The sequence below is a fragment of the Vibrio limimangrovi genome (assembly GCF_054064025.1).
In genome coordinates, this window is record NZ_JBSUGF010000008.1 from 60,514 (window position 1) to 86,207 (window position 25,694).

The window sequence follows — 25,694 nt, forward strand, 5'->3', positions numbered from 1 at the left end:
GGGCAGTCATTTAGAGTGATAAAATAATATAAATTAAACCTCTACATAAAAAAATACTATCCAATAAAGTCATCGGTTAAGTTTAACTAATACTCTATTTACGGTATTAATAATAAGCGAGAAAGTACTGTTGATATTTCAGTTTTAAAGGAATGAACGAGGAGAATATCTTGGATAAATATACCAAAGGCTACTGGACGGATAAGCTATTAACTATTGAATTAAAAAATAAAGCCTATATTAACGGAAACTTTGTCGATGCGACTGATGGTGGCACTTATGAAGTGGTTAATCCTGCAACCGGACGAATATTGGCAGAAGTGACGGCGTGTACATCACAAGATGTTGATGCTGCAGTTACAGCAGCACGTCAGGCATTTGAGCAAGGTGTCTGGTCAAAAAAATCACCTCGTGAACGGAAGCAGGTCATTAAAAAACTGGCTGAGTTGATATTAGAAAACCGTGAAGAACTCGCGTTGCTGGAAACACTTAACGTGGGCAAACCAATCATGGATGCATTCAATGTTGATATCCCCGGCGCGGCAGGTTGTTTTGAATGGTATGCAGAAGCGGTGGACAAAATCTATGGTGAAGTCGCGCCAACCGATGGAAACAATATTGCCATGATCACGCGCGAAGCCATCGGTGTCGTCGCCGCCATTATTCCGTGGAATTTCCCGTTAGATATTGCCGCGTGGAAATTAGCGCCAGCTTTGATTTCAGGTAACTCAGTGGTACTTAAACCTGCAGAACAGTCACCGCATAGCGTGTTACGTCTTGCCGAGTTGGCTCAGCAAGCGGGTTTGCCAGATGGTGTACTTAGCGTAGTGACGGGGACTGGTGAAGTGGTTGGTCAAGCGTTAGGACGACACAATGACATCGACAGCTTAACGTTTACTGGTTCTACCGCAACGGCAAAGCGTCTGATGTCTTACTCTGCTGAATCGAACATGAAACCAGTATGGCCGGAGACTGGTGGTAAGAGCCCAAATTTAATTTTCTCTGATTGTGATTTGGATGCGGCAGTGCAACATGCTGCTGCAGGTATTTTCTTTAACCAAGGTGAGGTTTGTTCGGCTAACTCCAGAATTCTTGTCGAACGCAGTATTCAAGAGGCGTTTACGCAGAAATTTATCGAATATACTCAAGAGATGAAGCAGGGCGATCCACTGGATCCGCAAACCCAGATTGGTGCGTTGATCAGCAAAGAGCACGCACAAAAAGTTCGTAGCATGGTTGCAGCAGCCGTAGATGCGGGCGCAACATCGGTTTGTGGTTTTGAGAAAGCGGATGTCACTAGTAACTTTGTTGAGCCTACTATCCTAACCAATGTTACGCCAGAGATGACCATCGCCAGAGAGGAAGTCTTTGGTCCGGTTGTAGTGATCATTCCGTTTGATACGCAAGAGCAGGCAATTGAGATAGCGAACAATTCAATTTATGGTTTGGCTGCATCGGTATGGACAAAAGATCTAACGCGAGCGCATTCGGTATCAAAAGCGTTGAGAGCCGGAACCGTGTCAGTGAACACCATGGATGCGTTAGATTTCTCTACGCCTTTTGGCGGTTATAAACAGTCTGGTTTTGGGCGTGATCTTTCGCTGCATGCGTTTGATAAATTCACTCAGCTAAAAACAACGTGGATTAAATTAAATTAATTCAACGTGTAATAGTTAATAAAAAGGAAGCATCTCAAAAGTGCTTCCTTTTTTAATTTCACTTCATTGAATGATTAAATGAAATTATCATTAGATAAAGAATGAGCAAGCGAATGAATAAATGCTTCAGCTTTCTCTAATTGTTCATATGTAATATATTCATTTGGTTTGTGACCTTGCTCCATATTACCAGGCCCACAAACTAATGTTGGTATTTTAAGCTGTTGTGAGAATAAACCACCCTCAGTGCCGAAATTGACTCGACTGATTTCAAAGTCCTGAGCGAGATTTTGTACATAAGTAATCAGACGAGTATTTTCAGATGTGTCCAAACCTGGGTATTCGGTCAGAATATCGATACTGATATCACACTCTTCGCTCACTTTACGCATTTCTACCACCAGTTGCTGCGCATACGTCTGAAACTCACTGAGTATTTGTACTGGATCGTCGCTGGCGATATTTCGCATTTCAAAATCGAATTGGCAAAGATCTGGGACGATATTCAGAGCTTGACCGCCATGGATTGTCCCAGTGTGAATCGTGGTATATGGGATTTCATACTCAGAGTTAAATGGACCGTGGTCTCGTTTTGTCAGCGCCATATTCTCCAACCAGTTAACCAGCCGAGCTGCATAGTTGACGGCGTTAACGCCATATGGAGCCATACCCGAGTGGCAAGATTTACCTGTTATTGTTACTTTTGCCGCCAGTTTTCCTTTATGGCGAGTGGCGACTTTCATTGAGGTTGGTTCACCGACAATACAGGCTGCAGGCTTGATGGTCAGGTGCTGAAGCTGTTCAATTAATCCTCGCACGCCCAGGCAGCCAATTTCTTCATCATAAGAAAAAGCAAAATGAACCGGGTAGTGGAGGGGACGAGCTAAAAAGTCGGGAATCGCGGCTAAGACTACAGCGAGGAATGACTTCATGTCAGTTGTACCACGGCCAAAGCAGCGTTCGCCGTCTATGACTAGTTCGAACGGGTTTGTATCCCATTGCTGGCCTGTCACTGGCACGGTATCGGTATGTCCGGATAGCATAATTCCGGCTTTGTCTTTGGGACCGATAGATGCAAATAAGTTGGCTTTGTTTTTGTCGTGATTAAAAACTAACGTTGATTCGATTCCGTAATCACCCAAATAGGTTTGAATGTAATCGATAAGCGGCATGTTGGAATGTGCGCTGGTGGTATCGTAGCTAATAAGGGTAGAGAGAATGTCCAGTGTGTTTTGATTTGGCATAGAAAATACAACTCGCCTCCATGTGATGAATATTGGTATAAGGCGAAACCCCATGATACCCAACGAGCAGGATATCATGGGTTGAAGAGAAAAAAATTAATGTACTTCGAGCAAGTCGTCGTGCAGCAGTGACAATATTTCTTTCTTCAATGTCAGGAATTCGGGTTCCATCGCCATATCAAGTGTTCTTGGATGGGGGATATTTACATCCAGAATTTTTTGTATACGGCCAGGCTTCGAACCCATTACAAACACTCGGTCACCAAGCATGATAGCTTCATCAATATCGTGAGTAACGAACACAACGGTTTTTCTGCTTTTTTCCCAAACTTTTAATAGCAGTTGTTGCATTTGCAAGCGTGTCTGGCTATCCAGTGCACCAAATGGTTCATCCATTAGCAGGATTTGTGGGTCATTAGCCAGTGATCGGGCGATGGCAACGCGTTGCTTCATCCCACCAGAGAGTTGCTTGGGAAAATGGTTGGCGAAGTTTTCTAAACCGACTTGCTTGATGTAGTCATCAACGATTTTCTTACGCTCACTTGTCGGCATTTTCTTTTGCTTCAGGCCGAATTCAATATTCTGTGCAACGGTTAACCAAGGGAAGAGGGTATAGCTTTGGAATACCATACCGCGTTCAGCGCTTGGACCTTCAACTACTTTTCCGGCAACTCGTATTTCACCCTCTGTCGGGTTATTCAATCCGGCGGTTAAGTAGAGTAAGCTCGATTTACCGCAACCTGACGGTCCAACAATTACCACAAACTCTTCATTTTTTACTTCTAATGACAGGTTTTCTATTGCTGTGAATTCTCCGCCATCTTTGCTTGGGAATTTCAGCGTAATATTGTCAATGTGCAGTTGCGTCGGTTGATCTGATACTGATTTTAAACGTCTAAGTGATTGCGTATCGCTGCTCTCAGTGTCATGGAGAGGCGTCGTCTTTGTTGCTATTTGTCCCATGCGCTTAACCTTAATCGTAAAACTTTAAAAAATTGGTCCGTGATTAGGCCGAGTAGGCCGATGATAACAATGGCAAGGAAGATAATGTCGACCTGGAATCCTCGCATTGCTTTTAGGCTGATGTAGCCTAGGCCACTGTTTGCGGCGACAAGCTCCGCGACCACCAGGTAAGTCCACGCCCAACCGATAGTTACTCGAAGTGCATCCAGTACGCCTGGTACTGACGCTGGCATAATGATTTGTGTGAGTATCTTTTTACGGCTGGTACCCAATGTGTATGCCGCGTGAAGCAGGTCTTTGGATACACCGCGAGAGACGTCTGCAATCATGACCACTTGCTGGAAAAACACACCGAAGATAATCACCGTCACACGTTGTTCGATACCGATACCAATCCAAAGGATAAAGAGTGGTACGAAAGAAGTGACCGGTAAATAACGGATGAAGTTAACAAGCGGATCTAAGAATGCCTGTACGATACGGAAGCTACCCATAAGCAGACCCAGTGGGATTGCAACCAGTGATGATATCCAGAAGCCAATGATGACAACTTCTAAACTGGACCAGATATGAGTAAACAGAGAGCCATCTTCTGCTAAACGCATGCCGGTTTTAAGTACGTCTAGTGGCGAAGGCAGGAACATACTTGGTACCCAACCGGTATAAGAGAGAAGTACCCAAGCGGTCAGCAACACTATCCAACTGATAGCGCCAGCACTGATGACAACCTTGTTAGGTATGTCCTCTTTTGGCGCAGTTAGCTGATATAAAGAGAATGATTGATTAGCCACGATAGATACTCCACTTATTGCTTAACGAATCGGTTGTCGACTAATTCTTCAAACGTCACCTGATAGTCTTCTTTCTTAAGTTGGCTCCAGGTTTCATTGGCCAGTTTTATCACAGGTGCGATCTCGCCTTCTTTGCCCAATTCACCAAGGAGTTTGGTACTCATATCTTGGTCATAGAAGCGCACGGTCGCCGCTGCTGCTGCAAGATCTTTTGGATCCGATAAGTAACCACCAAGCTGTTTCGCCATGATTTGATAAGCTTTTTCTGGGTTGTCTTTGGTGTACTGAACTGCTCGATATAAGCCATCGACCAACGCAGCCACGTCGTCAGGTTGGTTTTCAATCACATCACAACGCAAGTTAACTACGTCGACGATAACGCCCGGCGTTTTACTGCTATCGATGAGTATATGTCCGACATTTTTCGAGCGAGCGTAAGACAGGTTCGGTTCCCACGTCACTGCTGCAGGAACACGACCAGAAATAAAGGCGCTGGCAGCGTCATCCGCTGTCATGTTTTGTACCGTGATGTCAGACATGGTCATGCCTGCGTCTTTTAGAAGGTTTGACAACCAAAACTGAGAGACAGAGCCTTCGTTTACCGCGACAGTTTTGCCTTTTAAATCTTGAATGGAATTGATACCGTCCTGCACCAAGATTCCGTCACCACCGTAGCTATCATCCAATACAGCAACGGCTTTAAAACAGAATTTTGGACGATATTTTAATATTTCGTCGATTGTCGAAGCGGAACCATCAAGGTGACCAGATGCCGTTGCCGCCATATACATAGACGCTTCTTCTATGGTCTGAAGATCAACTTCTAATCCTTTTTCTTTGAAGTATCCCAACTCATCAGCAAGATAAAGTGTGCCGTAACCGACCCAGGTCGTCATCCCGATAGAGAGCTTTCCGGCTTGAGCTACCTGGCTAGAAAGCGCGAGTACAGACAGCACTTTCGCTGCTGTTTTGATATGTTTTTTTACCGAACTATCCTGTTTATGCATATTCAAATTCCTTTTGAACTGAAAGGTTTTTATTGAGCAGTTTCAGTAAAACATGAGTGTAATTTGTGAACAATTATTAAAAACTTGGCTTTTGGATAGCTTTTATTAATGCACAGTTTATTGTGGTTATATTTTTGATTTCATTGATATTAATTTGAATTGAGCAATGAAATTATGCCAGGTGAGTGGTAATTATCGGCTGTTTTATTGAGGCGAAAAAAATGAGCCAACGATTTCTGACTAGTAAGTCTCGTTGGCTCACTTTATACCTTCATTTCTCAGCTACATGAGCTGTATGACACCTATCAACGGATTGTTTGGGTTATTGCTTTATAAATCGATTGTCGACTAAATCATCAAATGTCACTTCAAACTTTTCTCCCTGCAGTTGACTCCAGGTTTCATTAGCCAGTTTGATAACGGGGGCGAGTTCACCCTCTTTACCATTTTCCCCCAGTAGTTTGACGTTCATCTCTTGGTCGTAGAAACGCACAGTAGCAGCTGCTCCAGCAAGGTCTTTTGGATCGGACAGGTAGCCCCCTAGTTTTTTCGCCATGATTGCGTATGCTTTTTCTGGGTTTTCTTTAGTGTATTCAACGGCACGGTATAAGCCATTTACGAGTGCAGCAACATCATCAGGTTGGTTTTCGATGACATCACAACGTAGGTTTACAACATCGACGATAATACCCGGAGTGCTAGTGCTATCGACCAGAACTTTGCCAACGTTGTTCGTGCGAGCGTAAGTCAAGTTTGGTTCCCAAGTCACAGCAGCCTGTACACCACCAGAAATAAAGACGCTTGCGGCATCGTCAGCGGTCATGTTTTGCACGTTGATATCAGACATGGTCATGCCAGCTTGTTTCAAAAGGTTAGATAGCCAGAACTGAGAAACAGAACCCTCGTTCACCGCAACAGTTTTACCTTTTAAATCTTGAATTGAGTTGATACCGTTTTGGACTAAAATGCCATCACCACCAAAGCTGTCATCCAGTGCTGCAACAGCTTTAAAACAGAATTTAGGACGATACTTGAGAATGGCATCAATCGTAGAAGCGGAGCCATCAAGATGTCCCGATGCTGCGGCTGCCATATAGGTAGAGCCTTGCTCAATCGTCTGAAGATCGACCTCTAATCCTTTTTCTTTGAAATATCCCAGTTCATCAGCGAGATACAAGGTGCCGTAACCGACCCACGTAGTCATTCCGATGGATAGCTTACCTGCATGTGCGAGTTGGCTAGACATCGCAAGTACTGACAGGACTTTAGCTGCCGTTTTTACATGTTTTTTTACTGAGTTTTGCTGTGTTCGCATATTCAATTTCCTTTTGAAAATAGTGGGCTTTAGTTGAGCAATTTCAGTTAAACATGTGGGTAAAAAGCGAACAATTATTAAAAACTTAGCTATTGGATAGGTTTTTCTTATTAATTGAATTTATAAGGCGATAGGGTAAGGACATTGCGCGTAGATAGGATAAATGTTTGTCGGATTAAAAGGGCGAGGGCTAATTTAGGAGCAATAAGCCTCTGCTTTATATAAGCATCAGAGGCAAAGTGCTTTGGCTAATTTGGGACTACCTCGGATAACAGACAATATTTTGAAACGTGGTTGTCTCGGTTGCGGCTTCGTAACCATGTGGCTGATCACTGAAAAAGCGAGTACTGTCTCCGGTTGTCAGATGGTGCCATTTATCATCGAAAAAGACATTCATTTCACCGCTTAGCACGTGGATATGTTCAATCACACCGACACCGTGAGGTGACGACATTTGCCTGTGAAAATTGGTCAACGTGATCTCAAACATTTCCAGACCAGAGTCCGCTTTGTAAGGGAAAAGTGTGTTCACTTTCATTTTGGAGTCATCCGGGAACGTAAATTCAGCAGATCGTAGCTCTGGCGCATCGGCAAAGAATGCAGAGAACGACGTTTCCAATCCACTGGCGATCTTCCACAGCGTTGAGATGGTCGGGCTTGATTCTTGTCGTTCTATTTGTCCCAGCATTGCTTTTGAAACGCCTGTCAATTTGGATGTTGCATCCAGGCTCAATCCTCTCTTTTTCCTCTCTGATTTCAGGTGTTGAGCGATCTCAGATTTAAATGCAGATTCATTCATAACCAAATACCCTGTTGTGCGTTATTACGCACAGTGTTATCTTTCCGTTGTATGTTATAGCGCACGCGTAATCTTATCACAAATCAGGGAAGAGCGAATGATGAAAAAGTTATTCAATTTAAGCCACATATCCGCCGGTTTTACGGCCGTGTTGGTTGGTTATACCAGTTCGGTCGTGATCATCATTCAGGCGGCGACGTCTGCTGGAGCAACACCGCTACAAATAGAAAGCTGGTTGCTGGCATTAGGCGTCACAATGGGTTTGACTTCCATAGCGTACTCCTGGATTTATAAAACACCGATTTTAACCGCGTGGTCAACGCCTGGTGCGGCTATGTTAGTCATCGCTTCTCAGCAGTATGAATTACCAGTCGTCATCGGTTCCTTTATTATCTCTGGTGTACTTATCTTATTAACTGGTCTCATTACGCCGTTGAGCCGGGCGCTTGAACGCATTCCACCCCAATTGGGAACTGCAATGCTGGGCGCGATTTTGCTCCCTTTCTGCCTGAATAGTTTTAAAGCGGTGAGCAGTGCACCTGTAACCTTTTTGCTTATGTTTGTCGGCTTCTTAGTCGCGAAGAAAGCAATTCCCAGATACGCGATGTTGGCGCTTCTTATCATTGGCGTTATTTGTTCTATCGGCATTGAAGATTCGGTGATTAATGTTACCGAATTATCTGTCGCTGCACCTGCGTGGGTTACGCCAAGTTTAGATATCAGTGCCATGCTGAATTTATCCATTCCGCTGTACATCATTACGATGCTTTCGCAGAATTTGCCTGGTATTGCGATGATGAAAAGCTACCAATATGACACACCGGTGAAACCCATTCTCATCGGTACAGGTATCACCAATATTTTTTCAGCGCCATTTGGAGGTTTTAGCGTCAACCTTGCCGCGATTTCTGCAGCAATTTGTATGACACCGGAAGTGGATCCTGACAAATCACAACGCTACCGCGCAGTGCTATGGGCTGGGGTGTTTTATCTGATTGCAGGTATATTCGCGACAACAGTTGTGGCGATCTTTTTGTCTTTACCTGACGAAGTAACAAAAATACTGGCTGGTTTCGCCTTATTAGGTACGTTGATGATGTGTTTGCAATCGGCGTTCCACGATGAGGGATACAGAGAATCTGCACTGTTTACTTTTCTCATCACCTTGTCTGGGATCAGTTTTCTTGGTGTGAGTGCAACATTATGGGGGTTGTTGGTGGGAGTGATGCATTTACGTTTAACCCGTAAGGTACGTCAAACAGCAGTCACAGCCGGAAAAGAAACAGCTTGCTAGTTTGATCCTGAAAAGGGTTCTGAAACTAAAAACAACAAAGAGCGCGAAATTTGAGTCATTTTTTGAGCATTAGCTAGCATTACCTGTGGCTATCTATGAGTTGTTTTTTAATCATTTAACAAATAAATGTGGACTTGGGATCAAATTTTTGCACAAATGGTTGATGTTTTCGTCATCGCATTGGCTGTTTTTTGTGCGATGTTATTGCTCACAGAAAAATGTGATTTCCAACGCAAAATAATCAATTCTGAGATCTAAAGCACACCTTGCAGACAAACGTTTACTGTGAGCGTTAGGAAGTGTAAATGTTGTTGTATGTACAACACAGGGTAATTATGATTCTAAGTAATTTTTGAATATAACTTCATCAATTATAACCACATTTTTTAGGTGTTTTTACGAGCCTAAATGGTTTTTAGAAAAAGTAAGAAGAGAGATGTTTAATGAGACGTAAAACCACGCTATCGCTGTTGATTGCGTCAAGCCTGTTTATGGCCGGATGTCAACCAAGTCAAGAAGGAACGAAGCAAGGCGGTGGTGCCGCTCCAACGACAGAAGTCGAAGTGATGACTGTTGAGCCCGTTCGTCAGATGTTAACCGTAGAATTACCGGGACGTAGCCGTGCGTTCAAAGAGGCTGAAGTGCGTCCGCAGGTTAGCGGTATTGTCTCTGAGCGTAACTTTGCAGAAGGTGGTGTTGTTGAACAAGGCCAATCTTTGTATCAGATTGACGATTCAACTTATCAAGCGGCTCTGCTTAGTGCTGAAGCAGAGTTGATCCGTGCAAATGCGACTGAAGAATCAACCTTTGCGACGGTTAAGCGCTACCGTGCCCTCATTTCGAAAAAATCAATCAGTCAACAAGATCTTGATGAAGCCGAAGCGGCTTATAAAGAAGCAAAAGCTCAGGCATTAGTCGCTAAAGCGGCAATCAATACTGCGAAAATCAATTTGTCATACACTCAGGTTAAGGCGCCTATCAGTGGTGTTATCGGTAAATCGAGTGTCACGGCAGGTGCTTTGGTTACCGCAAACCAGTCTGACACGTTAGCGACGATTCAACAGCTTGATCCAATTAATATCGACATCGTGCAGTCATCAGCTCAATTGCTGCGTTTGAAATCTGCTCTGGCGGAAGGACATATCCAGCAGGATGAGTCAGCCGAAGTGACTTTGGAATTAGAAGATGGTTCGACTTATGCCCATAAAGGCACAATGAAGTTTGTCGAAGTGAATGTCGATGAGAGCACCGGGAGCGTCACGCTTCGTGCGGAATTCCCTAACCCTGATGGACTGCTGTTACCGGGGATGTTTGTTCGCGCCACAGTCATTACGGGTGTGGACCCTGAAGCGATTCTTGTTCCTCAAAACACCGTCACTCGTGACGCAAGGGGACAAGCGACTGTTATGGTTGTTGACGCACAGAACAAAGTCGTTTCGACTCCGGTATCGACAGCGGAAGTGATTGATAATCAATGGCGTATCGTTGACGGTTTAAAAGCGGGCGACAAAGTGATCACGGCGGGTCTGCAAAAGGTAGGGCCGGGCAGTTCTGTAAGCATTCAAACTGGTGAACAGGAGTAACCATGGCACGATTTTTTATAGATCGTCCGGTCTTTGCTTGGGTTCTGGCTATTCTGACCATGCTGGCGGGGATCATGTCCCTGATGAATTTACCAGTATCGCAGTATCCAACCATTTCACCGCCGACGGTCACTATCTCAGCTCGTTACCCTGGGGCATCTGCAAAAACGGTTGAAGATTCCGTTACTCAGGTTATCGAGCAAAACATGACGGGTCTGGATTACCTGCGTTACCTTTCATCAAGCAGTGATGCGTTTGGTAATGCGACGGTAACGCTGACATTTGATAGCGAAGCTGATGCGGACATTGCTCAAGTTCAGGTTCAAAACAAATTACAGTTAGCGCTGACCTCACTACCGAGTGAAGTACAGAGTCAGGGTATTGTGGTTGAGAAATCGAATACCTCTTTCTTGTTGGTTGTTGCACTGTATTCCGAAGATCCAAACTACACGCAGAATGACATCGCTGACTATGTGGTATCCAATATTCAAGATCCAATCAGCCGTGTTTCTGGTGTCGGTAAGGTTCAGGCATTTGGTGCTCAATATGCGATGCGTGTCTGGTTAGACCCGTTCAAGCTGGCTCAGTTTAATTTGACTGCAATTGACGTTGCCAGCGCGATCAGTGAACAGAATGCTCAGGTCTCGTCAGGTCAGCTTGGCGCAGCACCGGCACAACAAGGGCAACTTTTGAATGCGACCATCTCTTCTGCAAGTCGTTTGAGCAGTGTTGAAGAGTTTGAAAATATCATTCTTAAGTCCGATACCAGCGGCGCGAACGTGTATTTAAAAGACGTTGCTCGTGTTGAACGTGGTGCGGAAAGTTACGATATCAGAGGGCAATTCAATGGTTACCCTGCATCTGGCTTAGGTCTGTCTCTGGGCACCGGAGCAAACGCGCTTGAAACTGCAGCAGCGGTAAAAGAGCGATTGGCGCAATTGCAAGAAAACTTCCCTGCTGGTTTGAAGATTTCTTATCCATTTGAAACCACGCCATTCGTTGAAGCATCGATCCATGAAGTAGTGAAGACGCTACTGGAAGCGATTGTTCTGGTGTTCTTGATCATGTATTTGTTCTTGCAGAACTTCCGAGCGACGCTTATCCCAACCATCGCGGTTCCGGTGGTATTGCTTGGTACGTTTGCAGTTTTGTATACGACAGGCTTTAGCGTCAACACCTTAACCATGTTTGCTATGGTTCTGGCAATCGGCTTGCTGGTGGACGATGCCATCGTAGTAGTAGAGAACGTTGAACGTGTGATGCACGAAGATGGGCTCGAACCGAAAGAGGCGACCAAGAAGTCTATGGGGCAGATCACTGGCGCACTGGTTGGTGTCGGTTTGACCTTGTCTGCGGTATTCGTACCAATGGCATTTATGACGGGCTCGACCGGGGTTATTTATCGTCAGTTTTCGATAACGATCGTTGCAGCCATGACGCTTTCTGTACTGGTTGCGATCATCCTGACGCCAGCTCTATGTGCGACCTTGCTGAAGAAAGGCGATGCAGAACTGTCTGAGAAAAAAGGTTTCTTCGGCTGGTTTAACCGTAAGTTTGATTCTTTAACCTCAAAATACGAATCGGGCGTAGCAAGACTACTCAAGCGCACGGGTCGTATGATGTTGTTGTTTTTAGCGTTGTCCGCAGGGGCAGGTTGGTTCTTTACTAATCTGTCGACGTCTTTCTTACCTGATGAAGACCAAGGCACTATCTTCTCTATGTCGATTTTGCCTCCGAATTCAACGCAGGAACAAACCGAGAAAACGCTCGATAAGATGCGTGAGTACTTCCTTGAAGAAGAAAAAGATGCAGTAAACTCGATATTTACCGTGGCTGGCTTTAGTTTCGCTGGTCAGGGACAAAATATGGGTATGGCATTCATTAACTTGAAGGATTGGTCAGAGCGTAAAGAGCCAGGAATGGACGCCGCGTCATTAACGGGCAGAGCGATGGGGTACTTCTCTACCATCAAAGAAGCCATGGTTTATGCCTTTGCGCCTCCGGCAATCCAAGAGTTAGGTAACGCCACCGGTTTTGATTTCTATCTTCAGGACTCGTTAAACCAAGGGCACGATGCATTGGTTGCAGCGCAAGGCCAGTTACTTGGTATGGCAGCACAAAACCCTAACTTGGTTGGCGTGCGTCCTAACGGTCAAGCGGATGCACCGATGTACCAAGTACATGTTGACCACGCAAAGCTACGCGCTTTGAATGTGAGCATTGATGACGTTAACCAAATCCTGTCTTCGGCATGGGGTGGCGCTTACATCAACGACTACATTGACCGTGGCCGTGTTAAAAAGGTGATGCTACAGAGTGATGCTGAGTTCCGTATGCAGCCTAAAGACTTTGATTCTTGGTACGTGCGTAACTCCAATGGTGACATGGTGCCATTCTCTGCGTTTGCTCATGGCGAATGGACGTACGGTTCTCCTCAGTTACAACGTTTTGATGGCCTGCCTGCGATGAACATTCAGGGGGGCGCTGCTCCGGGTGTCAGTACGGGTGACGCAATGGCAGAGATTGAAGCGCTGGTGAAACAATTGCCAGAAGGCTTCCAGGTGAAGTGGACGGGCATCTCTTATGAAGAACGTCTATCTGGTAACCAGGCTCCAATGCTATACGCGTTGTCGATCCTCGTAGTGTTCCTTGTTCTGGCTGCACTTTATGAAAGCTGGTCAGTTCCGTTTGCGGTTGTATTGGTGGTGCCTCTGGGTGTGCTTGGTGCGGTGCTTGCGGTGATGGGTCGAGGCTTGGATAACGATGTGTTCTTCCAGGTAAGTCTATTGACAACCGTCGGTCTGGCGACTAAAAACGCGATTCTGATTGTTGAATTTGCCAAAGAGTACTACGAGAAAGGCGCAGGGCTTATCGAAGCGACGTTGCATGCGATTCGAGTTCGTCTCCGTCCGATCATTATGACGTCACTGGCGTTTGGCCTGGGTGTTGTCCCACTGGCAACCAGTTCTGGTGTGGGTTCTGCGGGTCAGAACGCCGTAGGTACAGGTGTACTTGGTGGTATGGTCAGTGCGACCTTGCTAGGTATTTTCTTTGTACCGATTTTCTTTGTTGTAGTAGAGCGTTTATTTGATCGCCGAGCTAAAAAAGAAGAAAAAGTTGAACAAATTGAAACTGCCGCCAAGGAATCTGAATCCTGACAGTAAGACTTAACGGTTCTAACTAAGTTATACTACCGATAATTACGGTAATAAAAGAGCGCTTCGGCGCTCTTTGTTTATGCTCTCAATGTGACACAGCACCAACTCACTTTAGCTATCCTTAAAGTGACGAACCTCTTCTAATAAGAGCGCCATGTTCAGAAAGCATGAACCTAAGCTACAGAACGAATACACGACCATGAAAGACAATAAGATTTCTCCCATCACGATTTTGGATCAAAGTCCAATGTTTGTTTGTGGTGTCATGCAGAGAATGTATCGAAATCGCGCTCAGACAGAGTTATCTCGCCAGAATTTAATTACTTTAGAAATGGCGACTGCGTTAGCGGCAGTGGAAGAGTTTGAACCCATGTGCCAGCAAGAGTTAGCGAATGCAGTGCTGAGTGAACGCAGTGTGGCTAAACGCATGGTGGATAATTTGGAAAAGCGAGGTTTAGTCCAGGTCTCTAAATGCGAGACAAACCGAAGACTTAAGATGCTAAGCATAACGCCTGAGGGTAAAGCAGCGGTGCGGCAGGTACATCAAATCATGACCGAACTGCAGCGAGAGTTCCTTTCGAGTTTATCCAAATCAGAGTCGACGGAGTTCTTTCGCTTGGTGAGAAAGTTAACGCTTGCCAACCATGTTTTGTGGGGAGAGAACGGCCATTAACCCTAATCTTTACCGTCGGCAAGCGTGAATATACATGAGCCTAAGAACGCTATATCAACGCCAAGTAACTCAATACAATAATTCCTAAAGTACAGGTAAGAGTAGACAGCACCGTTGTCATAGCAATGATGTTTGCTGCCAGTACCGAGTTGCCACCCATAGAGCGAGCCATTACATAACTTGCCGCCGCCACCGGTGAAGCATTCATAAAGAATAAAATACCCAGCTCAATTCCACGAAATCCAACCAAATAGGCTCCCAATGTAATGACAAGTGGGGCGACGATCAGCTTGTAACTGCTGGCGAACCAGGATGGTCCTTTCTCTTGTTTCATCAATCGAAAATCTAACGAACCTCCCGTGCATAACAATGCCAAAGGTAACGTCATTCTCGAAAGGTAATTCCCTGCATCGATCGCAATTTGAGGTACCGGGATGGACACCATATAAAAGAGCATCCCCAGAACAATAGAAATAATTAACGGGTTTTTCGTCAGCGTGCGTACCATTAATTTCGCTGCTTGTGAGAGGGATGTTCCCCCTTTAGGCGATAAACAAATCACCGCTTGTACGTTGTAGATAAAGGTCGTTACCGCAACGTAAAGTGCAGCTAACGCAACACCTTGTGAGCCATAGGCGCTCGATACATAAGCGATACCAATGATGCCAGTATTCGCTCGATAGCCACCTTGTATCAGTACGCCTTGATCGGCGGACGATGGAAATATTAACTTCACGGAAATGTAGGTAAAAACAAAAAACGAAATGCTGGCAATGACGCCGAAATTAACGAAATTACTGGCTGAAGCGAAGTCATGCTCTGAAGAGACAATGCTGATGAATAGCATGGCTGGAAGCGTCACTTTAAAGACCAGTTTTGATCCCACATCGATAAAATTATTATCAATAATGCCAATTCTTTTAAAGATGACGCCAAGTACGAGCATCAAACAGATAGGGCCTGTAATTGATATAGAGAATTGCAACTGATGTAAAACCGAGTCCATTAGGTGTCCGTGGAGATATTGTTATTGTTCATCTATTAAGCCACAACTTAGGGGGTGGAGAATAGGGATGTGATGCAAATATATTTAAATTAATCATTCGGATGTAATTTGCATACCAAGGTGCGGTGAATATCTCAACGTTTCAGCAATGCTATTTGACCTCCTCTCATAAACCCTGCTCGTGCAATAACGCTGTCATGTTCAATCTATAAGGTTTGCGACGGAAATGACCGCCCCCAACCAAAAACAAATACAGATTGGATTATCATGGCACGAGCAGTAAACCCAGCCGACAAAGTCATCATCAGATTGTTACAACAGCATGGCCTAATCAAAAGTGAAGCGGAAGCGCGTTTAAAGCGTGACATTTACCGCTTACAACCAAGTGAAGTAGAAAAAGTCAAAAACTACGCTCAGCACTTTGGTATTCATGCGAAAGAGCAATTGATTGATGAAATCCTCGAACTTCGCCGTGAATCATTAATGGCGAAACTCACTCTGCAATCGAAGTAAAAAAATGCCGAACACGAATGGTTCGGCAATTCCGTTTTTTATTAGCAAATAGCCTTTAAACAGGTATACCACTGTGGAATTTGAAGTCAGTGTCAGGTGTTGAGACAAGGTCTGCTTCTACACGTCCGAAGTAGGCGATGCGTTTACTGATGTCTTTGCCTGCGATCTGCTCTGCTAATACTAAGTAATCTTGGTAGTGTCGTGCCTCTGAACGCAAAAGAGAAATGTAGAATTTCGCGATGTCTTCTTCCATGTGAGGCGCAAGCATTGCAAAGCGTTCGCATGAGCGTGCTTCGATATACGCGCCAATGATGAGCTTGTCGATGAGCGTTTCTGGCTCATGCGTTTTCATATGTGAAATAAGCCCTTTTGCGTAGCGACTGGCCGGAATATTGACATATTCGATGCCCCGGCTATCCATGATCTCGAGCACTTGATAAAAATGGTGTAACTCTTCTTTTATTAACAGAACCATTTTATCGATCAACTCTTGGCTGTAAGGAGAATTGGATTTTGCCATGATCGCTTTAGAAATATTGCTCTTACCTTTAAGTGTTTCCAACGAGCCTATATTACGGTACGCGAAATCTTCATAGGGTTTGAACCAGTCGAGCAATGCATGTGAGCTGCTTTGATCGATGGCGTATTTGCGAATCAAAAACATCGCTGATTGACCCGCCTTCAGCTCGCAGAGTAGGTGGTCTGTCAATATGGTTTGAAGGTTTTCTGGTTTCTTCGCTTCCTCAACCCACGCATCTGGGGTACGGCATTGGAGAAACTGGTTGATAGGAGTAAGAAGATCTTGGTAAGCGTCGAGATTAATCATTTTAATTCTTGGTACTTTACGTTCAAATTTGTGTTATCCAATCACTTCTCAATTTGAAGTGGATAGAAAAAAGGCTGCAAACGCAGCCTTTCAACAGATATTGGGGAATGCTGGTGGAGATATTACCACTTTTTCTTCTCACCGAAGAGCACTTGCATATCATTGTCACGCTCTCTGTTGGCCAATTGCTGCATTTCAGTGTTGCTCTGATCCTGACGTCTCTTGTCTAAATCACCCAGCATTTCTTCAAGTTTTTGCTTTGCCTGGATCGAATAAGCGTCATTTTTACTACTGAGTACGTCGATACCTTTACGCAGTAATTGCAGAGCGGTACCTGGCTGACCACGAACGATCGAGTCATTGGCTCTTTTAATCACGTTTTCAATGTTGATACGGACTTGGATTGTTTCTAATCGCGCATTCTCTGCCACGTAAGTTTGAGTGTCTAAGCGGCCTTTATTATGCTCGTTGCGAATGGTGTCTCGCAGGCGTTTGACTAGCTTAAGCATTGCGATGGCTTGCTTATCGCTGTTTGGCATTTTGAACGTTGTGCTCTCACCAGCGTGCTCGTTTATTTTTAATTGCACGATTTGCTGTTTTAAGTTGGCGATACGTTGAGCTAGCTGTTTATTTCTTGGGTCAAACTGCTGCATATTTTCTAATGCATCAAGAATGCGATTGTTCAGGCATAGCAGAAGCTCATAGCTGAAGGGGATACGGTCTACATGGCCTAATAGTTCTTCAGCACTGTCAATCACAGAAACGTAACGGGAAGATTCCTGTTTTCTGGCGGTTTCTATTTTGACCTTGTATTGCAACATGATGTTATAGCCAAGGATCAATACCAATAAAACGGCGACCAACGCGATTATTAAACCAATACTCATATCTTTGCATTTGCTTTTATTTTCTACGACTAGCTGTCAAGAATACATGAATCTCATCTTCCAAGGCAGCTTATTTGTCGGAATATTATGCCTAACGCGCGTTTTAATTTATATCGTTATCAATATTCCCAAGAGATAGGAAAACTTAAAATTCAACCATGTGCATACTCATGAGCCTTCGCGTTACATACGGGAGACTTCCTGTTTCACCCGATGTTTTTCTTGAAGTCACTCTAGTGGCAATACAAGAAATCTGACGACTAAAAGTAATTTAGGTATATGTTAGAAATTACTGTTCATTTTGCAGTTGTAGCGTTATAACTAATAATTATATCGCTCTGCAGAGTGATCAATTTAGTTACTATTTTAGTGTCTCGCGAACGAGTAAGGGATTACGATGAAACTGCAACAACTGAAGTATATTGTTGAGGTTGTAAACCATAATTTGAATGTTTCTGCTACAGCAGAGAGTTTGTACACTTCTCAACCGGGGATCAGCAAACAGGTCCGGTTGCTGGAAGATGAGTTGGGTATCCAAATTTTTGAACGTAGTGGTAAACACTTAACCCAGGTGACACCAGCTGGTGAAGAAATTGTACGCATTTCTCAGGAAATTCTTGGGCGTGTAGAGAGCATTAAAGCCGTTGCGGGAGAGCATACGCATCCAGAAATGGGGACGCTGAATATCTCAACGACACACACACAAGCCCGTTATGCATTGCCTGACGTCATAAAAGGGTTTACGACTCGTTATCCAAAAGTATCTCTGCACATGCATCAGGGGACGCCATCGCAGATGTCAGAAGCGATTGCGAAGGGCACAGCAAATTTTGCGATAGCAACCGAAGCACTGCATCTTTATCAAGATGCTATCATGTTGCCTTGTTACCACTGGAATCGTTCAATTGTGGTACCTAAAGATCATCCACTAGCGAAGAAAACCCATGTCACCATTCATGATTTGGCTTCTTACCCATTGGTGACTTACGTATTCGGTTTTACTGGTCGTTCTGAACTTGATACCGCATTCAATCGCGAAGGACTGACGCCGCGCGTGGTGTTTACGGCGACGGATGCTGATGTCATCAAAACCTATGTAAGAATGGGCATCGGTGTTGGCGTGATTGCAAGTATGGCAGTAGATGAAAAACAAGACAGTGATTTAGTTGCTATCGATGCGAGCCATCTGTTTGGTGCAAGTACGACGAGTATTGGTTTCCGTCGTGGCACTTTCCTTCGTTCTTATATGTTTGACTTTATGGAGCGTTTCGCACCACACTTGACTCGCCCGGTCGTTGAGCGTGCGATTTCTCTGAAATCGAATGCGGAGATCGAAGAGATGTTTAAAGATATCGATCTGCCAGTCAGATAACGATTAATTCCATGTACACTAAAGCGGAGTGTTCCTGAAAGGTCTGCTTACGTATATAATTCGCCCCCGCTAGTGTGGTGGGGGCTTATACCAATTTCAGCAATTTATCATCATTCTTGCTGGTTAAAATCGCCCATAGCTGCGTTAGAATTTTTATAATTAGAACCACTAGTTACTGCAAACTCTGCCTTGCTCTAAGCGATTTTTCCTGTGCAATTTTTTGATAATTAAATGACTGATATTGGTATTAATGAACACTCAATTCCAATTTATTAATGACTGCTTGATTGAACACCAATCGTTATGGCGATTCGATCCATTCCAAAGCAGTATTCATTCAGCATTACCCTGGCAAGAGCAGTACCCCAATCTTTGTCAGTGGTTAGCGACGCTTTCTCCCCTGCAAATTGAACGTTTAAAAACAAAGCCGGAACAAGCTTTGGCTGAAATCAGCCTTTATTTACCAGTACTGCAGAAACTAGCAGACTGCACCCAACTGGATGCCATATCGCTCAGTGGTTTAGAGCTCGAAAGAGGGTTAGACAGCGGTATTCCCGGACGTAAACTTGAGCAAATTGTTGCGATGGGAGAAGCGGCCATCTTGAATCATCGCGGTGAAGAATGGCTTGAGTGGTGTTCAGGTAAAGGGTATCTAGGGCGAATTCTCACCACGCAAACGGAGCAGCCGGTTACTAGCTTTGAATATCAGCAAGCGCTATGCGATTCAGGTCAGCAGATTGCGGATGAGCATCACTGGAAAATGGCCTTTATTCAAGGCGATGCATTCCACGCTTCAGCGAAAGCGGTATTTAAGCCAACACAGCATGCCGTCGCTCTGCATGCCTGCGGTGACCTGCATGTGCGTTTGCTCCAGTATGGTTGTGAAAGTGGCGTCGCGGCAATGACCATTTCTCCTTGTTGTTACCACTTGATTCAAGGGGTGGCTTATCAGGCACTGTCTGAAGCTGGTCAAACTTCAACGTTGATTCTCTCCAAACAGGAGCTTCGCATCCCGCTGCAACAAACTGTGACGGGCGGTGAAAGGGTACGCCGTCATCGTCAACGAGAGATGGTTTTCAGGCTGGGTTTCGATTTGATCACTCGGCAGGTACTGGGTTTTGATGAATATCAGCCTGTACCAAGCATTCGTAAATCGCAATTGAGTGAGGGATTTGAAGCTTTTTGCCTTTGGGCTGCTGAGCAAAAAGGAATCACGATGAATCGAAAAATCGACTTCGATCAGTTTGAAGCATTAGCTGAAGCACGTTTTTGGCAGATGGAAAGAATGAGCTTAATTCAACTGGTGTTTCAGCGACCTTTAGAGATCTGGCTTGCTTTAGATAAAGCACTTTATCTTGAAGAACGAGGTTATCGTGCCAGATTGCTGGAGTTTTGCGCTAAATCTGTTACTCCTCGAAATATTTTGCTTTGTGCATATAAGAAATAGTTATCTGTTATAGCTAAGGGTTCTATATGAAAAAGCCCACTCGGCGGTGGACTTTTGTAAACAAAACGTGACAAAGTTGATTTATTTGATCATTAACTGAACATGGCAATCGCTTGCTCTGGTTCTACGTACTCTAGACCAAAACCTTCAGCCACTTCTTTGCATGTTACTTTACCGTGGATCACGTTTAAGCCTTCAAGGAAGCCTTTATCGTCTAGAAGAGCTTGTTGGTACCCTTTGTTTGCCAGTTTCAGAATGTAAGGCAAAGTGGCATTGTTTAGGGCAAAAGTTGAAGTACGAGCTACTGCGCCAGGCATGTTGGCCACGCAGTAATGAACGACTTCATCAACGATATAAGTGGGGTCCGCGTGAGTGGTTGCGTGCGAAGTTTCAAAGCAGCCGCCTTGGTCTATAGCGACGTCAACCACCGCGGAGCCTGGCTTCATCTTTGCAATGTGTTCTTTTTTAACTAACTTAGGAGCTGCAGCGCCGGGTATTAAAACCGCACCAATGACAAGGTCCGCTTCCAGAACATGCTTCTCTATAGCGTCTTCTGTAGAATAAATCACTTTCGCTTGACCGTGGAATTCTTCATCCAGTTTACGCAGTGTATCTATATTACGGTCAAGAATTGTAACGTCAGCACGTAGACCCAGTGCCATACGAGCAGCATTCGCCCCAACGACACCGCCACCCACTATGACCACTTTTGCTGGCGCAACTCCGGGTACTCCGCCAAGCAGTAAACCACGACCGCCTTGAGATTTTTCCAACGTTTGTGCACCAGCCTGGATAGACATCCGACCTGCTACTTCAGACATTGGTGCTAACAGTGGCAAACGACCCATATTATCTGTTACAGTCTCATAGGCTATACAGACAGCTTTGCTCTTGATTAGCTCATCAGTTTGTGGAAAATCTGGTGCTAGGTGTAAATAGGTAAATAAAATTTGCCCTTCGCGGAGCATTGCTCTTTCGATTGCTTGGGGTTCTTTTACTTTTACTATCATATCTGCTTGCGCGAAAACGTCAGCAGAATTCGGGAGAATGGATGCGCCGACAGCGATGTAATCATCGTCTGAAAAACCAATGCCGGCACCTGCGTTGGTCTCAACTAAAACTTGGTGACCATGTGAGATGAGTTCTCTCACGCTAGCTGGGATCATGCCCACACGATACTCGTGGTTTTTGATTTCCTTAGGTACGCCAATGATCATCCTGAATCCTCTTTACATAATGGTTGTATTAACTGTTTGTAGGGTGTTATTGTCGAATTAATAACTAGTATAGTTATAGATTTTCAATATTTGGCACCAAATATTAAAAAGTTGTAGTATATTTCTTTGCAAGGAAGTAATAAGGTGGAATAAAAAATGGCAGACAACTATAAAAAGCCGTCCAAGGATCTAGACCGTATCGACCGCAATATTCTGAATGAACTTCAGAAAGATGGTCGTATTTCAAACGTAGAACTTTCAAAACGTGTTGGGTTATCACCAACACCATGTTTGGAGCGTGTGCGTCGATTAGAACGTCAGGGGTACATCACAGGATATACTGCGTTGCTGAACCCGCAGTTTTTGGATGCTTCACTATTAGTGTTCGTTGAAATTACGTTAAACCGAGGTGCGCCGGACGTGTTCGAGCAGTTTAACACTGCGGTTCAAAAACTGGATGACATTCAAGAGTGTCATTTAGTATCAGGTGACTTTGACTATCTTCTTAAAACTCGTGTATCAGATATGGGGGCTTATCGTCGTCTACTTGGCGATACGCTACTACGTTTACCTGGTGTAAACGACACTCGTACGTACGTTGTTATGGAAGAAGTGAAACAATCTAACCAGCTTGTGATTAAAACTCGTTAATTTCTTGCAAAGAAAGCGGTATATGCTTCCGCTTTCGACAGAGATTCATTGGGTTTTTCTCTTTGATATGGTTAAATCAATTTACCGAGCGGCTAGATGCCGCTCGGAATGTTTTGCAAATTCCTAATTCATTTCCATATTCAAGTTGATTTATGTTCAGAGAGAACGCAAAGAAAGTCGAAACCATCATCAAAACCAGTGAAGAGCCTCAGTCTTCACGTTTAAGTGGCTTCCAACGCTTAAAAGAGTGCTGCTTTATCGTTGGCGTTCTAAGCTCGATATTGCTCGCTGTCGCGTTGTTTACCTTTAGTCCGGCCGATCCTTCCTGGTCCCAAACTGCGTGGGGGGGAGAGATCGATAACGCTGGCGGCCTGTTTGGCGCATGGCTCGCCGATACGCTATTTTTTACTTTTGGCTCACTTGCCTATCCTGTGCCTTTCCTATTGGCCGCAGCTGCATGGGTAATTTGTCGCAAACGTGACGAAGATGAGTCGATCGATCTCATGTTGTGGGGTACCAGACTACTTGGCCTCACGATTCTTATCATGACCAGTTGTGGACTAGCAGATATTAACTTTGATGATATCTGGTATTTCTCATCGGGTGGTGTCGTGGGCGACGTGCTTACTAGCTTGGCACTTCCGACGCTCAATGTGTTAGGTACTACGCTTGTCCTGCTGTTTCTTTGGGGAGCTGGTTTCACCTTGTTCACGGGTATCTCTTGGTTAAATATTGTCGAGTGGTTGGGAGACCGTTCGCTAGGTATTATCAACGGGATCGCCAATACACTGCGAGGCTCTAAGCAGGAAATACTAGAACCGCAGCTTGATGCGCTTGTCGAAGACAAAGTTGTTACTAAACGCACCCTAGATGAGGTGGATGAAGAGCAACTCCCACATTTGACGGCGTATGATATTGATGAGTCGAAAGAAGAAGCGGTTCCACACGAGTATCCTATCTATATGCCACAAGCTCAAACTGAGAAACCGGTGGCAAAACGAGTCGTTGATTCGACGGTACCTATTGAAACCGCAGTGGCCGCACGTATGGCCCCTGTTTTTGCTAACACTGAGCCGCAAGTGCAGGCCATCAACACCAAAAATGTTGATCCATTGGTCGACCGCACTAAACAGCTCAATGTGACGATCGAAGAGCTTGAAGCCGCTGCTCAGCAAGCGGACGATTGGGCGACAGAGGAGCAACCCGCTCAACCATTCACTCAGACTCTTTCCTCTTATGCTGAGCCCGTCAACTCAGCTACAGAAGAAGAGACCGGAAGCGAATCAACTCATATCGAGCCTGATTACTCGCAATATGCTCAATTTGCTGCTGAACAGGAGCAGGTATCTCAATATGAAGCAGTGGCCTATGATGAGCCGATGATTGATACCTCGGCTTTGGATAACATTTCCGAGCAAACAGAACCTGGTCAGCATATTGAACCAACGATTTCAGACTTTGATCTCCTCGACGACGAAGATGAGTATGTCGCGCCGCAATCTATGCCGTTTATGCAGCCTACGCAAAGCGCACGTACATCAGCGACTCCTCAACATACACAGTATGCTGCTCAACCAGCAGTTCAGCATACGTCGACATTTGAGCCAGATCCGATGGTTGAAGTAGAAGAGGTCGATGAAAGCGATGAGGATGTGGCCGCGTTCCAGCATCTGGTTTCGAACGCACAGGCGAAAGTTGCTGCGACTCAGAACCCGTTTTTGATGAAACAAGAAGAGAACCTGCCAGTTCCGACAGAACCACTGCCGACATTAGAGCTTCTTTACCATCCAGAGAAACGCGAGAACTTTATTGATCGCGAGGCATTAGAGCAGGTTGCTCGATTGGTCGAAAGTAAGCTCGCGGATTACAAAATTAAAGCCGACGTAGTGGGTATTTATCCTGGTCCGGTTATTACACGCTTCGAGCTAGATTTGGCTCCGGGTGTGAAAGTCAGCCGTATTTCTGGACTCTCAATGGATTTGGCTCGTGCACTATCTGCGATGGCAGTTCGTGTAGTCGAAGTGATTCCAGGTAAACCTTATGTCGGTCTGGAACTGCCAAACATGAGTCGCCAGACGGTATATCTTTCAGATGTCATCAGTAGCCCACAGTTTGCGCAAGCTAAGTCGCCGACGACTGTGGTACTTGGTCAGGACATCGCTGGTGAAGCTGTGATTGCCGACATCGCCAAAATGCCACACGTGCTGGTTGCGGGTACGACAGGTTCTGGTAAATCGGTCGGTGTGAACGTCATGATCCTGAGTATGCTTTATAAGGCATCTCCGGAAGATCTGCGCTTTATCATGATTGACCCGAAAATGTTGGAACTTTCGATTTACGAAGGTATACCTCATCTTCTGTCTGAAGTTGTAACCGACATGAAAGACGCCTCAAACGCACTACGCTGGTGTGTGGGTGAGATGGAGCGTCGTTACAAATTGATGTCAACGCTAGGCGTGCGGAACGTAAAAGGCTTTAACGAGAAGTTGAAGATGGCCACAGAAGCGGGACATCCAATTCACGATCCATTCTGGCAAGAAGGCGACAGCATGGATACTGAGCCGCCGTTGTTAGAAAAATTACCTTACATCGTTGTGGTTGTTGACGAATTCGCTGACCTGATGATGGTCGTCGGTAAGAAAGTCGAAGAACTGATCGCGCGCTTGGCTCAGAAAGCACGTGCGGCGGGTATTCACTTGATTCTTGCAACTCAGCGTCCATCGGTTGATGTTATTACTGGTCTAATCAAAGCCAACATTCCAACGCGTGTTGCATTTACCGTATCGACTAAAACTGACTCGCGCACAATCCTGGACCAAGGTGGTGCAGAATCGCTATTGGGTATGGGTGATATGCTGTACCTGCCTCCGGGTTCGAGCCATACGACACGTGTACACGGAGCATTTGCCTCGGATGATGATGTTCACGCCGTTGTGAACAACTGGAAAGCACGAGGCAAGCCAAACTATATCGACGAGATTATCAGTGGCGACCAAAGTCCGGAAAGCTTACTACCAGGTGAGCAAATGGAGTCAGATGAAGAAGTGGATCCATTATTTGACCAAGTTGTCGAACATGTGGTTCAGTCTCGCCGTGGTTCGGTTTCTGGTGTGCAGCGTCGATTTAAGATTGGCTACAACCGAGCTGCGCGAATCGTTGAACAACTAGAAGCTCAAGGCATTGTCAGTGCACCAGGTCACAACGGTAACCGTGAAGTTCTGGCTCCAGCTCCGCCAAAAGATTAATGAACTTGTCCTACTCACCTCAGTCCAAAAGAGGTGAGTAACTTT

The 25,694-nt window shown here is 45.0% G+C and carries 20 protein-coding genes; 10 read left to right on the forward strand and 10 right to left on the reverse strand.

Translation table 11 applies throughout. From position 1 onward, the window contains the following. Positions 1 to 152 precede the first annotated feature (152 nt). A complete protein-coding gene (locus ACWYU8_RS11040; RefSeq protein ID WP_457519621.1) occupies positions 153 to 1,658 on the forward strand; it encodes an aldehyde dehydrogenase in 1,506 nt (501 codons plus the stop codon). A 74-nt stretch (positions 1,659 to 1,732) separates the two neighbouring features. Here the strand turns inward: ACWYU8_RS11040 and argE are convergent, their stop codons facing one another. The 6 genes from argE to ACWYU8_RS11070 all read right to left on the reverse strand — a co-directional run bounded on the left by argE (position 1,733) and on the right by ACWYU8_RS11070 (position 7,777). After that, a complete protein-coding gene (gene argE / locus ACWYU8_RS11045; protein WP_457519622.1) occupies positions 1,733 to 2,902 on the reverse strand; it encodes an acetylornithine deacetylase in 1,170 nt (389 codons plus the stop codon). 96 nt (positions 2,903 to 2,998) lie between these two features. Continuing rightward, positions 2,999 to 3,865: an ABC transporter ATP-binding protein gene (locus ACWYU8_RS11050; protein WP_457519623.1), complete on the reverse strand. Its 867-nt coding sequence runs from the start codon at positions 3,863 to 3,865 to the stop codon at positions 2,999 to 3,001. Then, on the reverse strand, positions 3,853 to 4,656 hold the full coding sequence (locus tag ACWYU8_RS11055; protein ID WP_457519624.1) for an ABC transporter permease: 804 nt from the start codon (positions 4,654 to 4,656) through the stop codon (positions 3,853 to 3,855). The genes ACWYU8_RS11050 and ACWYU8_RS11055 overlap by 13 nt, the downstream gene beginning before the upstream one ends. A 14-nt stretch (positions 4,657 to 4,670) precedes the next feature. Continuing rightward, positions 4,671 to 5,663 (reverse strand): ABC transporter substrate-binding protein, encoded by a 993-nt coding sequence (locus tag ACWYU8_RS11060; RefSeq protein WP_457519625.1) that lies wholly within the window; start codon positions 5,661 to 5,663, stop codon positions 4,671 to 4,673. A gap of 322 nt (positions 5,664 to 5,985) precedes the next feature. After that, complete coding sequence (locus tag ACWYU8_RS11065) at positions 5,986 to 6,978, reverse strand: ABC transporter substrate-binding protein (protein ID WP_457519626.1); 993 nt, start codon at positions 6,976 to 6,978, stop codon at positions 5,986 to 5,988. 259 nt (positions 6,979 to 7,237) lie between these two features. Further along, a complete protein-coding gene (locus tag ACWYU8_RS11070) occupies positions 7,238 to 7,777 on the reverse strand; it encodes a helix-turn-helix domain-containing protein (protein ID WP_457519627.1) in 540 nt (179 codons plus the stop codon). A 100-nt stretch (positions 7,778 to 7,877) separates the two neighbouring features. Between ACWYU8_RS11070 and ACWYU8_RS11075 the strand changes: the two genes are divergently transcribed. From ACWYU8_RS11075 to ACWYU8_RS11090, 4 genes are all read left to right on the forward strand, one after another. Continuing rightward, complete coding sequence (locus ACWYU8_RS11075; protein WP_457520182.1) at positions 7,878 to 9,071, forward strand: benzoate/H(+) symporter BenE family transporter; 1,194 nt, start codon at positions 7,878 to 7,880, stop codon at positions 9,069 to 9,071. A gap of 443 nt (positions 9,072 to 9,514) precedes the next feature. Continuing rightward, the gene (locus ACWYU8_RS11080) at positions 9,515 to 10,654 is read left to right on the forward strand and encodes an efflux RND transporter periplasmic adaptor subunit (protein WP_457519628.1); all 1,140 of its coding nucleotides are present in this window, start codon (positions 9,515 to 9,517) and stop codon (positions 10,652 to 10,654) included. A 2-nt stretch (positions 10,655 to 10,656) separates the two neighbouring features. Beyond that, a complete protein-coding gene (locus tag ACWYU8_RS11085; RefSeq protein WP_457519629.1) occupies positions 10,657 to 13,812 on the forward strand; it encodes an efflux RND transporter permease subunit in 3,156 nt (1,051 codons plus the stop codon). Positions 13,813 to 14,011: 199 nt separating this feature from the next. Continuing rightward, positions 14,012 to 14,485, forward strand: coding sequence for a MarR family winged helix-turn-helix transcriptional regulator (locus tag ACWYU8_RS11090; RefSeq protein ID WP_457520183.1), 474 nt, complete (start codon positions 14,012 to 14,014; stop codon positions 14,483 to 14,485). Between the two features lie 49 nt (positions 14,486 to 14,534). Here ACWYU8_RS11090 and ACWYU8_RS11095 read toward each other — a convergent pair whose 3' ends face one another. Continuing rightward, the gene (locus ACWYU8_RS11095; protein ID WP_457519630.1) at positions 14,535 to 15,491 is read right to left on the reverse strand and encodes an AEC family transporter; all 957 of its coding nucleotides are present in this window, start codon (positions 15,489 to 15,491) and stop codon (positions 14,535 to 14,537) included. Positions 15,492 to 15,758: 267 nt separating this feature from the next. Between ACWYU8_RS11095 and ACWYU8_RS11100 the strand changes: the two genes are divergently transcribed. Further along, complete coding sequence (locus ACWYU8_RS11100; protein ID WP_457519631.1) at positions 15,759 to 16,004, forward strand: hypothetical protein; 246 nt, start codon at positions 15,759 to 15,761, stop codon at positions 16,002 to 16,004. A gap of 55 nt (positions 16,005 to 16,059) precedes the next feature. Here ACWYU8_RS11100 and miaE read toward each other — a convergent pair whose 3' ends face one another. Beyond that, the gene (gene miaE / locus ACWYU8_RS11105; RefSeq protein ID WP_457519632.1) at positions 16,060 to 16,830 is read right to left on the reverse strand and encodes a tRNA isopentenyl-2-thiomethyl-A-37 hydroxylase MiaE; all 771 of its coding nucleotides are present in this window, start codon (positions 16,828 to 16,830) and stop codon (positions 16,060 to 16,062) included. 122 nt (positions 16,831 to 16,952) lie between these two features. After that, complete coding sequence (locus tag ACWYU8_RS11110; RefSeq protein WP_457519633.1) at positions 16,953 to 17,717, reverse strand: DNA repair protein; 765 nt, start codon at positions 17,715 to 17,717, stop codon at positions 16,953 to 16,955. A 397-nt stretch (positions 17,718 to 18,114) separates the two neighbouring features. Between ACWYU8_RS11110 and cysB the strand changes: the two genes are divergently transcribed. Next, entirely contained in the window at positions 18,115 to 19,089 is a 975-nt protein-coding gene (cysB, locus tag ACWYU8_RS11115; RefSeq protein ID WP_457519634.1) for an HTH-type transcriptional regulator CysB, read from the forward strand. Positions 19,090 to 19,339: 250 nt separating this feature from the next. Next, positions 19,340 to 20,536 carry a methyltransferase gene (locus ACWYU8_RS11120; RefSeq protein ID WP_457519635.1) on the forward strand — a complete coding sequence of 399 codons (1,197 nt, stop codon included), beginning with the start codon at positions 19,340 to 19,342 and terminating at the stop codon, positions 20,534 to 20,536. Positions 20,537 to 20,628: 92 nt separating this feature from the next. Here ACWYU8_RS11120 and ald read toward each other — a convergent pair whose 3' ends face one another. Continuing rightward, positions 20,629 to 21,753, reverse strand: a complete 1,125-nt coding sequence (gene ald, locus ACWYU8_RS11125) for an alanine dehydrogenase (RefSeq protein ID WP_457519636.1) — start codon at positions 21,751 to 21,753, stop codon at positions 20,629 to 20,631. 156 nt (positions 21,754 to 21,909) lie between these two features. On the opposite strand from ald, the gene lrp reads away from it, so the two are divergent. After that, on the forward strand, positions 21,910 to 22,404 hold the full coding sequence (gene lrp, locus ACWYU8_RS11130; RefSeq protein ID WP_444492282.1) for a leucine-responsive transcriptional regulator Lrp: 495 nt from the start codon (positions 21,910 to 21,912) through the stop codon (positions 22,402 to 22,404). Between the two features lie 152 nt (positions 22,405 to 22,556). Beyond that, positions 22,557 to 25,649, forward strand: a complete 3,093-nt coding sequence (locus tag ACWYU8_RS11135) for a DNA translocase FtsK 4TM domain-containing protein (protein WP_457519637.1) — start codon at positions 22,557 to 22,559, stop codon at positions 25,647 to 25,649. Positions 25,650 to 25,694 lie beyond the last annotated feature (45 nt).